The sequence below is a fragment of the Massilia yuzhufengensis genome (assembly GCF_900112225.1).
GTDB lineage: Bacteria > Pseudomonadota > Gammaproteobacteria > Burkholderiales > Burkholderiaceae_D > Telluria > Telluria yuzhufengensis.
On record NZ_FOLD01000037.1, the window covers coordinates 39,648 to 53,472 of the forward strand.

Here is a 13,825-nt window from a genome sequence, read left to right on the forward strand (position 1 = left end):
CATGCGCTGCCTTAATGCACGCGTACCACAAGCCAGACCCGTCTTGGCCATGGCCTTGTCCAAAATCAACTTGCAGTCAGCGCTGCGGTATAGTCTGAGATTAGACAAACACTGAGTACCTCCTAGTGATTCCGCAATCCTTCATTACCGATTTGCTCAACCGTGTCGACATCGTCGACATCGTCGGCCGTTACGTCCAGCTGAAAAAGGGCGGGGCCAACTACATGGGCCTGTGCCCATTCCATAACGAAAAGTCCCCCAGCTTCACCGTCAGCCCGACCAAGCAGTTCTACCATTGCTTCGGCTGCGGCGCCCACGGCACCTCGATCGGCTTCCTGATCGAATACTCGGGCATGGGCTTCATCGACGCCGTCAAGGACCTGGCCCAGGGCGTGGGCATGGTGGTGCCGGACAACGACGACAAGATCCCGCCACAGCAGCGCGCCGCCCAGCAAGCCCAGTCGCTCGCCATGACCGACGCGCTCAACCAGGCCTGCACCTTCTACCGCGCCCAGCTGCGCGAAGCCCCCAACGCCATCGCCTACCTCAAGAACCGCGGCCTCACCGGCGAGGTGGCGGCGCGCTTTGGCATGGGCTACGCGCCTTCCGGCTGGGACAACCTGCGCTCGGTCTTCCCGGACTACGACGCGCTGGCGCTGGTCGAATCCGGCCTGGTGATCGACAAGGTCGACGAAGACGGCGGCAACAAGAAACGCTACGACCGCTTCCGCGAGCGCGTGATGTTCCCGATCCGCAATACCAAAGGCCAGGTGATCGGCTTCGGCGGCCGCGTGCTCGACAGTGGCGAACCGAAATACCTGAACTCGCCGGAAACCCCGCTGTTCCAGAAAGGCCTGGAACTGTACGGACTGTTCGAGGCCCGCCAGGCGATCCGCGACGCCGGCTACGTGCTGGTAACCGAAGGCTATATGGACGTCGTCGCGCTGGCCCAGCTTGGCTTCCCGCAGGCCGTGGCCACCCTTGGCACCGCCTGCACCAGCACCCACGTGCAAAAGCTGCTGCGCCAGACCGACAACGTGATCTTCAGCTTCGACGGCGACAAGGCCGGCCGCCGCGCCGCCCGCCGCGCGCTGGAAGCCTGCCTGCCGCAGGTGTCGGACAACAAGACCATCAAGTTCCTGTTCCTGCCGCAGGAACACGACCCGGACAGTTTCGTGCGCGAGCGCGGCGCCGATGCCTTCGAGCAGGAAATCCACGAGGCGATGCCGCTGTCGCAGTTCCTGCTGCGCGAAGTCAGTACCGAGCACGACCTGTCCACGCCGGAGGGCCGGGCCCACGTCCAGTTCGAGGCCAAGCCGCTGCTGCAGGCCATGGCGCCGACCTCGCTGCGCCTGCAGATCGTGCGCGGCCTGGCCAGCCTGACCGAATCCACGCCGGCCGAGCTCGAATCGCTGTTCGAGCTGTCCAAGCCGGTATCGGTGGTGCGCCGCGCGCCGCCGCGCCAGGGCCGGCCCAAGCCGATCGGGCTGGAGCTGCAGATGCTGCGCATCTTCGTGTCGCATCCGCAACTGGCGCTGCAGATCGACGAGGCCGCCCAGCAGTCGCTGGACTACTTCGGCCAGGAATCCGCCGACAGCCTGCGCCACCTGCTGCAGATGGCGCAAGACCTGGGCGAGCACGGCACCTTCGCCGCGCTGTCCCAGCAACTGAAGGAAGTGACGGCAGAATACGACAGCCTGATCGCGGAAATCGCTGCAGAACCGGAAAGCGACATTGAGGCAGATCGCGTGTGGCTATCCAGTGCGCTGCGCCAGATCAAGATGGACACATTGAAGCAGGAGTTGAACCAGTTGTTTTCTTCGGGCCTGACCCCAGATCAGGTGAGTGCTCGCTATCGCGAGATTACCGCTCAGCAGGACCTCCTGGCCCGTGAAGCAGCTGCGGAAATGACGCCTCGTTAACCCCCGTGCATACCGCCCCGGCGGCAGGTGTTCACGACTGGAAAAAGTAGGGGTGCGTGCTATAATAAAACGCTAACTATTGCAAGCTTCGAAACCATTTTCCGTTTCAATGGGGGCATGCAGTTTGGGTTAGCGAGGCAACAGATGTTGCTTGCAGGGTGATGTAAGGTAACAAGACAGTTTATCTTTAACCATCGTAAGGTTAGTCGTCGTGACTTCGAAAGCGCCTGTGCCAACCAAGAAACCCGAAACCCAAGTGGCTGCAAAAACCACGAAAGCGTCCGCCGCCACGGTGGACAAAGGTCAAGACCAGGCCGAGGTTCGTACGGCGAGCCCGGCACCGGTCAACGCGACGACCGATGCGGCCGCACTGGCCGCCATCGACACGTCCGGCTATGTCCTGCCATCCGTCAAGGTTCCGGGGCGTCGTGGTCGTAAGCCAAAAGAATTCACCCCCGAGAATGATGAGATCGCCGCCCTCAACGCGGTCGAGCGCGCCGAACTGAAAGCCGCGGACAAGGCCAAGGCCAAGGACCGCAAGGCGAAGGAAAAGGCGCTGCTGAAAGACGCGTTCTCGTCGGATACCGAGGCCAGCGAAGAAGAGCTGGAAATCCGCCGCAACAAGCTCAAGGCCCTGATCAAGTCGGGCAAGGAGCGCGGCTTCCTCACGTACTCCGAGATCAACGACCACCTGCCGGAAAACATCGTCGATCCGGAAGCGATCGAAGGCATCATCGGCACCTTCAACGACATGGGCATCGCCGTCTACGAGCATGCCCCTGACGCGGAAACCCTGCTGCTGTCCGACAATGTTGCCACTGTCACCAGCGACGACGAAGCCGAAGCGGCCGCCGAAGCGGCCCTATCCACTGTCGACTCCGATTTCGGCCGCACCACCGACCCGGTCCGCATGTACATGCGCGAAATGGGCTCGGTCGAGCTGCTCACCCGTGAAGGCGAGATCGAAATCGCCAAGCGCATCGAAGACGGCTTGAAGGACATGATCCAGGCCATCTCGGCCTGCCCGGTGACCATCGCCGAGATCATCGACGCCGCCAGCAAGATCGAGAAGGACGAGATCAAGATCGACGAAATCGTCGACGGCATGGTCGACCAGGAAGACGACGGCAGCGCGCCGGCTCCGGCCGCCCCGACCGCCAGCGATGACGACGACGAGGACGAGGAAGAAGAGGAAGAAGCCGAGGAAGAGGAAGAAGACGGCGCCGCGGCAGGCGGCGCGGCCGGCTACTCGGCCGAGCAGCTCGAAGCCCTGAAGCAGCAAGCCCTCGGCAAGTTCGACCAGATCGCCCAGCAATTCGACAAGATGCGCAAGGCCTTCGAAAAAGACGGCTACAACAGCAAGGCCTATGTCAAGGCGCAGGAAGCGATCTCCAACGAGCTGCTGGGCATCCGCTTTACGGCCAAGGTGGTCGAGAAGCTGTGCGACACCCTGCGCGGCCAGGTCGACGAAGTGCGCCACATCGAGAAACAGATCCTCGACGTGGCCGTGAACCGCTGCGGCATGCCGCGCGCTCACTTCATCAAGGTCTTCCCGGGCAACGAAACCAACCTGGAATGGGTGGACGGCGAAGTTAACGCCGGCCACGCCTACAGCGCCATCCTGGGCCGCAACATCCCGACCGTCAAGGAACTGCAGCAGCGCCTGATCGACCTGCAGGCCCGGGTCGTGCTGCCGCTGCCGGACCTGCGCAACATCAACCGCCAGATGGCGGCCGGCGAGATGAAGGCCCGCAAGGCCAAGCGCGAGATGACCGAGGCCAACCTGCGCCTGGTGATTTCCATCGCCAAGAAGTACACCAACCGCGGCCTGCAATTCCTCGACCTGATCCAGGAAGGCAATATCGGCCTGATGAAGGCGGTGGACAAGTTCGAATACCGCCGCGGTTATAAATTCTCGACCTACGCGACGTGGTGGATCCGCCAGGCCATCACCCGCTCGATCGCCGACCAGGCGCGCACCATCCGTATCCCGGTGCACATGATCGAGACGATCAACAAGATGAACCGGATCTCGCGCCAGATCCTGCAGGAGACCGGTGCGGAGCCGGATCCGGCCACCCTCGCGATCAAGATGGAAATGCCGGAAGACAAAATCCGGAAGATCATGAAGATCGCCAAGGAACCGATTTCGATGGAGACGCCGATCGGCGACGACGACGATTCGCACCTGGGCGATTTTATCGAGGACAACAACACGCTGGCGCCGTCGGATGCGGCCTTGCACGCCTCGATGCGTGGCGTGGTGAAGGATGTGCTCGATTCGCTGACCCCGCGCGAAGCCAAGGTGCTGCGCATGCGCTTCGGCATCGAGATGTCGACCGACCACACGCTGGAAGAGGTCGGTAAACAGTTCGACGTGACGCGCGAGCGGATTCGCCAGATCGAAGCGAAGGCGCTGCGCAAGCTGCGCCATCCGTCGCGCTCGGACAAGCTGAAGAGCTTCCTCGAGGGTAGCAGCTGATCGTTGTAGTCTGGGCTTGACGTACCTGTAGTAAAGGCAATATCCTCTCGCCACTCTGCTCTACGGTACCGCACCGTGGGAGCGGGTGGCGAAAGTACTTTCTGCCACTGTCCCGATTTCTGGGCCTCTAGCTCATGCTTGGTTAGAGCAGCGGACTCATAATCCGTTGGTGCCGTGTTCGACTCACGGGAGGCCCACCATTAAAATCAATAACTTACGTCGAATAGGTTCTTGATTCTCACAATGTCGAAAAGCCGTGTAGGCGCCATGTAGGCATTCCCCCATATCTTTGAAGCTAGTTTTTGCCCTACGCAGGCACACGAAGCGTAGGTTGTGCATTTCGCATTCGCTTACCCAGGTGACTTCATATATTATTTGCTTATCGTCAACTAGGTACGAGAGCATCGTATGACCGAGAACCAAAATCCAGAACAAAAAGCTCGAGACAATATCGACGCACTACTTAAGCAAGCAGGATGGGTCGTTCAATCAGCCAAGAAAATTAATTTCGGGGCGGGTCTCGGCGTCGCAGTCAGGGAATATCAAACCGATGTCGGTCCGGCGGATTATGTATTATTTGTTGATAAAAAAGCGGTGGGAGTCATCGAGGCAAAGAAGGAAGATCTTGGCCATAAAATCACCGAAGTCGAAGAGCAGACCGAAGGTTACGCTGCTGCCAAGTTAAAGTGGGTGAACAACAAGGAGCCCTTGCCCTTCCTCTACGAGAGTACCGGCATTATCACCCGCTTCACCGATGGCCGTGACCCCAAGCCCCGCTCCCGCGAGGTCTTCAACTTTCACCGGCCGGAGACTATCAAGGAATGGTTATCTCAAGGGGGCAGCCTACGCCAGCGCTTGCAAACAATCCCAGATTTGAACCCGACCCATCTGCCCGCACGGGAACTGCACCTGCGCGATTGCCAAGAAATTGCCATCTACAATTTAGAGGTGTCATTCAAAGCTGATCGCCCCCGCGCCCTGATCCAGATGGCCACTGGTGCCGGCAAGACCTACACCGCAATTACCTCAATCTATCGGCTGCTCAAATACGCCGGGGCCAAACGCGTTCTCTTCCTTGTCGATACCAGGAACCTGGGCGAGCAGGCCGAGCAGGAAATGATGTCCTACGTTCCGCTTGACGATAACCGTAAGTTCACCGAGCTCTACAACGTCCAGCGGCTCAAATCTTCATACATCGCCAAGGATAGCCAGGTCTGCATTAGTACCATCCAGCGCCTCTACTCCATTCTCAAGGGCGCCGAGCTTGACGACGCTGTCGAAGAAATCAACCCTGCCGAGCTCGCCCAACCTAAGGCCCCCATGCCAGTGGTATATAACTGCCAGATTTCGCCGGAGTTCTTCGACTTCATCTATATCGATGAATGCCACCGCTCGATATACAATCTCTGGCGACAAGTCATCGACTACTTCGACGCCAGTCTGATCGGGCTCACCGCCACGCCGGATAACCGCACCTACGGCTTCTTCAAGAAGAATGTGGTCAGCGATTACAGCCACGAAAAAGCCGTGGCCGATGGCGTCAACGTCGGCAACGAAATATATGTCATCGAAACTCAGGTCACCAAAGCCGGCGGCGAAATCAAGGCGCAGCAGCAGGTCGAGCGCCGCGAAAAGCTCACCCGCAAGAAGCGATGGGAGCAGCAGGACGAAGACGAGGCTTACTCTGCAACCCAGCTCGATCGAAATATTGTCAACCCGGACCAGATACGCACCGTTATCCGCACTTTCCGCGATAAGTTGCCCGAGATATTCCCAGACCGCACAGAAGTTCCGAAGACCCTGATTTTCGCCAAGACCGACAGCCACGCCGACGACATCATCCAAACCGTGCGCGAAGAGTTCGGCGAGGGGAATGCTTTCTGCAAGAAACTCACCTACAAGATCGAAGAAGACCCGAAGTCTGTCCTCGCCCAGTTCCGCAACGATTACTATCCGCGCATCGCCGTCACTGTAGACATGATCGCCACTGGCACCGACGTCAAACCGCTCGAATGCCTGCTCTTCATGCGCGACGTCAAAAGCCGCAACTACTTCGAGCAAATGAAGGGCCGCGGCACCCGCACGCTGGACATGGACGATCTGAGAAAGGTCACGCCATCTGCCAAGAGTGCCAAGACCCACTACGTCATCGTCGACGCCATCGGCGTCACCAAGTCGCTCAAGACAGCTAGCCAGCCCCTCATCACCAAGCCCACAGTACCATTGAAGGATTTGGCCATGGCAGTCATGATGGGCGCCACCGACGAAGACACGGTTTCATCCCTCGCCGGCCGCCTGGCTCGCCTCAACAAGCAACTCGATACCGACGAGCAGAGGCAAATTCGCGAAGCCGCCGGCGTTGAGCTCAGCCAGATCGTTGGCAGGCTGTTCGGCGCCATCGACGCCGACAACATTGAAGCCAAAGCCCTAGCGCTCGCCGGCCAGCCAATAGGCAGCGACCCCGGCGACACCAAGCGCCAGCAGGCCCAAGAACTATTGGTCAATGCCGTCTCCAGCGTCCTTAACGGCGAGCTGATCGAACTTATCGACACGATCCGTCGCGACAGAGAGCAAACCATCGACCACGACAACATCGACACCGTGCTGCGTGCTGAGTGGGACAAGGACGCTGCGAATAACGCTCAGTTCCTCACCGACGAGTTTGGCGAATACCTGAAGGCCAACCAAGACAGCATTACTGCCCTCACCATCTTCTTCAGCCAGCCCTACAGAAGGCGCGAACTTAACTTCGACCTAATTAGGCAGGTTCTCGACAAGCTCAAGGCCGACAAACCCAAGCTTGCGCCGCTGCGAGTATGGCAGGCCTATAGCCAACTGGACAACTACAATGGCGAGCAGCCGATCAGCGAACTCACGGCCCTCGTCTCCCTTATCCGCCGTGTCTGCGGCATGGATGGTAAGATCTCGGCCTTTGACGAAACCGTCCGCCGCAATTTTCAGGACTGGGTGATGAAACATCACTCCGGTGGCAGCGAAAAATTTAACGAGGAACAAATGATCTGGCTGCGTATGATTCGCGACCACGTTGTCAACTCTTTTCACATTGAGCGCGACGATTTGGAAATGTCGCCCTTCGATGGGCAAGGCGGGCTGGGGAAAATGTATCAACTGTTTGGGACGAAGATGGATATGCTGTTGGATGAGTTAAATGAAGTATTGGTTGCGTGATGAATTTGTCTAAGCCTGAAAGCTGGGAAACGGCACCGCTAGAAGCACTGTCCATTCTGACTCTCGGAGGAGATTGGGGGCAAGCCCCCGAATTTGAGGCAGCGGAATACTCATTAGCCCTTTGTATAAGGGGGGCGGAGTTTCGCAACTGGGATAACGAAAAGGGCGGCACGGCGTCGCTACGCAAGATCAAGAATTCAAGCTTGGCGTCAAGAGCACTGCAAATAGGCGATATTCTTGTCGAAATTTCTGGTGGGGGACCAGACCAGCCAGTCGGGCGAACAGTGCTAATCGATCGAAGCGCGCTAATGCACTCACCCGCCTTGCCAAAAATTTGTACTAATTTCTTACGGATACTCCGTTCCTGCAATGGAATCGACTCGCGCTTCCTTAACCTGTACCTGAGCTATTTCTACAAAAGTGGCGAGATTCGGAACTATCAAGCAGGTAGTAATAATCTTAGAAATCTAAAATTCAAAGACTACCTTGGACTAGACATCCCCCTGCCGCCTCTTGCGGAACAAAGCCGCATCGTAGCCAAAATCGAGGAGCTATTCTCCGAGCTGGATAAGGGCCTTGAAAACCTCAAGACCGCCAAGGCCCAGCTCGATGCCTATCGCCGGGCCCTTTTAAAGCACGCCTTCGAGGGCAGGCTTACTGCCCAATGGCGCATCGACAACCCGGACAAACTTGAAACCGCCGACGTCTTGCTAAAGCGCATTCAACAATCACGCGCGCAACGCTACCAGGAACAACTGGCCGAGTGGGAAAGAGAGGGCAATCAAGGCAGAAAACCCAAAGGACCAGCACCTCTGCGACAGATTCCCACCGAACAAATAGAATTATTGCCACAACTACCTGAAGGTTGGACATGGGTGCAACTTGAATTCCTCATCACGGGCATCGATCAAGGGTGGAGTCCAAAGTGTAGTGGCACGCCAGCAGCAGACGACGCGTGGGGCGTTATTAAGACAACAGCCGTTCAGCACGGAAGATTTTTTGACGCAGAAAATAAAGCACTTCCTCTTGGCATGAAGCCAAGGGTGCAGCATGAGCTAAGCGTTAACGACTTACTCATTACGCGAGCTGGCCCTCGCGTACGGGTTGGCGTTTGTTGCTTGGTTAGAAAAGTTAGAAAAAAAATTATGAATTGCGATAAGGTCTATCGCATCCGAAGTGCACCTTCTATTTGCCATCCAGAATACCTAGAAGGAGCACTTAACTCCCCCAGAATTCTCGAAGCAATTGAGCGAATTAAATCGGGAATCAACGATAGTGGAGTGAATTTGACTCAAGGAGCGTTCCTGAACCTTACCATTCCTCACTGCGCATTTTCCGAGCAAGAGGCTGTGGTTATGGAGCTAGACCAGCAGCTATCCGTGATCGCACAACTGGATCAAACCCTTAGCGAATCCTTGCAACAAGCTGAAGCCTTAAGGCAGTCCATCCTAAAGAAGGCTTTCTCCGGCCAATTGATCCCGCAAGACCCAAATGATGAGCCTGCATCGTCCCTGCTAGCGCGCATTAAGGCAGAGAAATCCGCCCAACCACAAGGTAAGAAAGCCCGTAAATGAACGCAACAGCATCTATCGTTTCCAAAGTTTGGAGTTTCTGCACCACCTTGCGCGACGACGGCGTGGGCTATGGCGATTATTTGGAGCAGCTCACCTACCTGATCTTCCTCAAGATGGCGGACGAGTACAGCCAGCCGCCGCATAACCGCAAGGTTGGCATTCCGTCAGAATACAACTGGCAGAGCCTCAGGACCAAGCGCGGCGCGGAGCTGGAAGTGCATTATGTGACGCTTTTACGCGAATTGGGCAACAAATCGGGGATGCTTGGCACGATCTTTACTAAGGCGCAGAACAAGATTCAGGACCCAGCCAAGCTGTATCGCTTGATCGACGTGGTGAATGAAACCCAATGGGTCACCATGGGCGCCGATGTCAAAGGCGATATCTATGAAGGTCTGCTCGAACGTAACGCCGAAGACACCAAGTCCGGCGCAGGCCAATACTTCACACCGCGCGCTCTGATTCGCGCCATGGTCGAATGTGTTCGCCCCGAGCCCAATAAGACTATTGCCGATCCTGCTTGCGGTACCGGGGGGTTCTTCCTCGCCGCTTACGACTTTCTGGTGGGGACGCACCAGATGGATAAGGCGCAGAAGGCCTTCCTCAAGCACGATACCTTTTATGGCAACGAGATCGTCGCCAGCACTCGTCGTCTTGCCTTGATGAACATGTTCCTGCACAACATCGGTGAGATTGATGGCGAAAGCATGATTTCCCCGAACGATGCGTTGGTCGCTAGTTCGCCGAAAACCTATGACTACGTGCTCGCCAATCCGCCTTTCGGCAAGAAGAGTTCGATGAGTTTCACCAATGAAGAAGGCGAACAGGAAAAGGACGACCTTACCTACAACCGCCAAGATTTCTGGGCCACCACGTCAAACAAGCAGCTTAACTTCGTCCAGCACATCCGCACCATGCTTAAAACGAGTGGGCGTGCCGCCGTGGTCGTACCGGACAACGTATTGTTTGAAGGCGGCGCCGGCGAAATCGTGCGCAAAAAGTTGATGGAGAATACCGACCTCCACACCATCCTGCGCCTGCCAACCGGCATTTTTTACGCCAACGGCGTTAAGGCGAACGTGCTGTTTTTCGACAACCACGTCGCCAGCAAAGATCCTTGGACAAAGGAAGTCTGGTTCTACGATTACCGCACCAACATTCACCACACGCTCAAGAAGAAGCCGCTCGGCTTTGAGGACTTGAAGGATTTCATCGTTTGCTACAACCCGGGCAGCCGCTTTGGACGTAAGGAAACGTGGAACGAGCAGACCAACCCCGAGGGCCGTTGGCGCAAATTCACCTATGAGCAGATCATCGCCCGCGACAAAACCAGTCTCGATATTTCCTGGCTCAAGGACAAGAGCCTCGCGGACCTCGATAACCTGCCCGAGCCGGACGACCTGGCCATCGAGATCATCGAGAATCTCGAGGCGGGATTGGACAGTTTTCGCGCGATTGCTGCCGCACTTGCCAAGTAAGTGAATCCGGACATCGCTTCATGGTTACTGGCATCGGTAGGGGCCAGAACAGTCCCACTGGGTGGCGAAGCGTACGGAGCGTCGAGTTTTCCTTAGCTTCGCCCCATATTCGAGGCGTGGTGCGCCTATTCATCGTGGACCGCAACGCGGGCTGCTATTGCCAAAAGCCGTCATTCAAGGAGTCCAAAAGCTGCCGTTGAACGTTCGGTTGCGGCACATTGGGCACTCGGAGTTCAGGTGTACCCAAATTCGTGAATATGCTGTGCGCGATCGGGCTTGAATGTTCCGAGCGGTTGACCTGTCGGCGACAGAAAGCCCCCCCTTCATTTCGAGCAGTATCTCGTTGGCGGGTGTAAGCATTGATCGCTTGGCCCGGGTTCGGTTCGTCTTTACTAGATCATGCTGACGGGCCATCCAACGGGCAACCAAAAGATTTTGGTCCGAGTGGCGCGCTGTAACGGAGCCATGTTCCTTGGCGCAACCAGAGCTTGGCATCTCCGTCGCAAAGAGACTGAGCCACCCACCACCGCAAAGCGTTCCCAGTTCGTCCAGGCTTTGCGGTGACTGAAAGCCTTTTGTGTCCCATTCCAGTGGCAATCCACCGAACCCAACTTACCTCTGCCAGCGGGAGGATGATTTTGCGCATTCCGCATAGCGGGGTCCTTTACGGTGAAGCAGATCGAAGCGACGTTCGGCGTTTCTTTACCCAAGGCTAAGTATCGCACCAAGCAACGACTTTCAGAATCGCTGCCGCTTTGTCACGGTGGCATGGTTGCTGCCGCCCAACCCTGCGATTTCTTTCCATCTGGTTTTTTGGTCTGCCTCCAGGTCGCGAACCACTCGCGCGCAGCGGCCTTCAATCATCGAAGATTGACAAAACCTTGGCGGCTCCAGCCGTGCACGTTTCCCACCAGCGGGAACTCTTCGTGATAAAGCCTATCAATAGCGCAGGGTCAAAGATAGGGGATGTTACCGCTAGAGAGAAGCTTTCAAAAATCTTCTCAAGGCTAGGCCTTAGTGGACAGTATCGTTGACTCTAGAGTCTTGTGGTAGCGGGAGAGATAATGACGACTTACGGATCCGCTATCGGGTAGTTAGCCGGGTTGGCGGGCCACCATAGCTAAATCTGCAGGGTGCATGACGATCTAGCAAGAGCAAACAAATAGCGGAAAAATGGCCGCCTCCCTTCCGGGGAGGGGAAGGGAAACGCAGACTCGGTGTGACAATCAACGAGCCCGGATAACCTGCTAATTATCGAATTGAGGGAAAAATACTTTGAGCCGTTCGACCGTGGTTCGCCATTTAGTGGTCGTGGGGCGGCAGACAGTGTTTTGGTTGCCGAACAGTCCCAGTTCCTGTGCCGCTTTGTCCAACGGGACTGTTTGCAACCACTCAATTGGCACGAAGTACTCACAATGCTCGGGGTCGTCAATGTATTCGGAGTGATAGCTGGCACGGTTGCTGGCATCATAAATACACTTCGGACCTTCCGGCGTGACGACGCGGAAATCAAGCGCTGCTTGTGCCAGGCCGGTTACGCGGCCCACCCCAACATAACCACAGCCGGGGACGTTAACCCAGACCCGATCACCAGGGCTCAACTGTTTGAGCGTGCGACTGTACCAAGCGCCGCCTCCGCCTGAAATAAATCCGTACTGCTGTGCATCTTCCCATGAGCGGCTCTCGCCTGCGCCATAGGAGTGGTAGTACTCATTATTCCAAGACTCGGCCGGACCCGTACGAGCAGATGCTGCTATCGCTTGCGCCTGCAATGGATCCTGTAGCCAACTGCGGCTGATGAGCTGCTCGCCACCAATCGTGAATACCTGAAAGAAGAGCACGTTGATCGCAATTTCACGCTCGCTAAGATAATTGATGATGCGTTCGGTGCTGGGGTCTAGTTCACTCGCAACGATAACGATTTGATGGTTTTCGTTGAGACGGTCCTCGTCGAGGTCGTGGTCGAAACGGGCGCGAAAATCGTGCGCTAGGTCGCGTCCCGTCGCGAATCGGCCATACATGGCTGCGATCTCGGGAGCTTTAAGCGACTGCACCCAACTGGCGTAATCCAATGCCTGGGCGACAACTTCGCGTGACGTACGGTCCCGCTTTATTTCGATCAGGATAAGCGCCCCGTCCGGGGCGATCGCCAGCAGGTCGATACGACCGTTGAAGCCGGTTCCTTCCTGGCGACCAATTAGCATCCATTCATCAGACAGCAAGCCAGGGGCGGCGATGATCATATCTTCGAGTAACCGCTCGCTCGGAAGAACCGATTCACTTAGTTGTTGGGGCTGAACACCAACCTTCCACAATGCACTACGAATACTCATCCAATGCCTTCATGATAGGAACTGGACAATTGTATTTCATTCAATGCAGGAAGTCTCAGAAAGGCTAGCCACCCGCAGAACTGAATCGCCACGACTATCGTAGACACTCCTGAGCCATAATATCGGGCACAAGGAGAATATGAGCGGTAAGCGGTACACAGATGAATTCAAGATTGCAGCGGTCAAGCAGGTGGCGCAGGGCGGTCACCCGGCGAGCGAAGTAGCGGCACGGCTCGGGATAAGCATCCACAGCCTGTACGCCTGGACGAAGCGCTATGGCGTACCCGAGGCAGAGCGCAAGGCGGTCGATGCCCAGTCCGACGAGATGCGGCGCCTGAAGGCCGAGCTCAAGCGCGTCACGGAGGAGCGTGACATATTGAAAAAGGCCGCGGTGTACTTTGCCAAGACGTCCGGGTAAGGTACACCTTAATTGCTCAGTTACAGGAACAAACCCCGGTGCGCCGGCTGTGCAAAGTGCTCGAAGTGCATCCGAGCGGTTTCTATGCCTGGCGCCTGAACCCTGAAAGCAAACGAGCCAAAGAAGACAAGCGCCTACTGGTTCCCATCAAGGAGTCTTGGCTGGAAAGCGGCAGTGTCTACGGTTATCGGAATGTCAGCGACGATCTGCGCGAACTTGGTGAGCAATGTGGCGTCAATCGCGTCCACCGTCTTATGCGGTCGGCTGGGATTCGTTCGCAAACTGGCTACGCCAAGCGGAAATATAAACGCGGCGGTGCCCCTTCGCTGGTGGCGCCTAATCATCTACAGCGCCAGTTCGACGTGCAGGAACCGAATCGGGTTTGGGTGACGGACATCACGTACATCCGCACCTATGAGGGCTGGCTTT

Annotated in this window: 6 protein-coding genes, 1 tRNA gene and 1 pseudogene; 7 read left to right on the forward strand and 1 reads right to left on the reverse strand. The window is 56.8% G+C overall.

What is annotated here, in order from left to right:
• The first annotated feature begins 125 nt into the window (after positions 1–125).
• From dnaG to BM031_RS22085, 6 genes are all read left to right on the forward strand, one after another.
• Positions 126–1,922, forward strand: a complete 1,797-nt coding sequence (gene dnaG / locus BM031_RS22060) for a DNA primase (protein WP_091876699.1) — start codon at positions 126–128, stop codon at positions 1,920–1,922.
• A 256-nt stretch (positions 1,923–2,178) separates the two neighbouring features.
• Entirely contained in the window at positions 2,179–4,404 is a 2,226-nt protein-coding gene (rpoD, locus tag BM031_RS22065; RefSeq protein WP_229409146.1) for an RNA polymerase sigma factor RpoD, read from the forward strand.
• Positions 4,405–4,525: 121 nt separating this feature from the next.
• Positions 4,526–4,604: transfer RNA gene (locus BM031_RS22070), tRNA-Ile, on the forward strand.
• A gap of 208 nt (positions 4,605–4,812) precedes the next feature.
• Entirely contained in the window at positions 4,813–7,593 is a 2,781-nt protein-coding gene (locus BM031_RS22075; RefSeq protein WP_091876701.1) for a type I restriction endonuclease subunit R, read from the forward strand.
• A complete protein-coding gene (locus tag BM031_RS22080; protein ID WP_091876702.1) occupies positions 7,593–9,167 on the forward strand; it encodes a restriction endonuclease subunit S in 1,575 nt (524 codons plus the stop codon). The genes BM031_RS22075 and BM031_RS22080 overlap by 1 nt, the downstream gene beginning before the upstream one ends.
• A complete protein-coding gene (locus tag BM031_RS22085) occupies positions 9,164–10,645 on the forward strand; it encodes a type I restriction-modification system subunit M (protein WP_091876703.1) in 1,482 nt (493 codons plus the stop codon). Before BM031_RS22080 ends, BM031_RS22085 begins: the two co-directional genes overlap by 4 nt.
• A 1,247-nt stretch (positions 10,646–11,892) precedes the next feature.
• On the opposite strand, the gene BM031_RS22090 is transcribed toward BM031_RS22085, so the two are convergent.
• A complete protein-coding gene (locus tag BM031_RS22090) occupies positions 11,893–12,978 on the reverse strand; it encodes a DUF8606 domain-containing protein (protein WP_091876704.1) in 1,086 nt (361 codons plus the stop codon).
• Between the two features lie 139 nt (positions 12,979–13,117).
• Here BM031_RS22090 and BM031_RS26150 point away from each other — a divergent pair.
• A pseudogene (locus tag BM031_RS26150) lies at positions 13,118–13,825 on the forward strand (IS3 family transposase); the annotation flags it as partial.